We start from the raw sequence: 231 nt of genomic DNA on the forward strand, positions 1-231 counted from the left end.
ACAAGGTCCCAACTACCATCGGCGCTAGAGAGCTTAACTTCCGTGTTCGGTATGGGAACGGGTGTGACCTCTCTGCCATCATTACCAGACTTTTATCATTATACACATTCTTTTCAGAATGTCAAAAGGAATTTTAATATATATTCCTTCAAAACTAGATAACATTGCTACATATTATATGGTTAAGTCCTCGATCTATTAGTATTCGTCAGCTCCACATGTCACCATGCT

1 rRNA gene is annotated in these 231 nt (G+C 39.0%); it reads right to left on the minus strand.

The features are described 5' to 3' along the window. Positions 1-89 (minus strand): 5S ribosomal RNA (rrf, locus tag MR115_RS29750); the annotation flags it as partial. Between the last annotated feature and the right edge of the window lie 142 nt (positions 90-231).

This window comes from Bacillus cereus group sp. BfR-BA-01309 (genome assembly GCF_022664315.1).
GTDB lineage: Bacteria > Bacillota > Bacilli > Bacillales > Bacillaceae_G > Bacillus_A > Bacillus_A mobilis.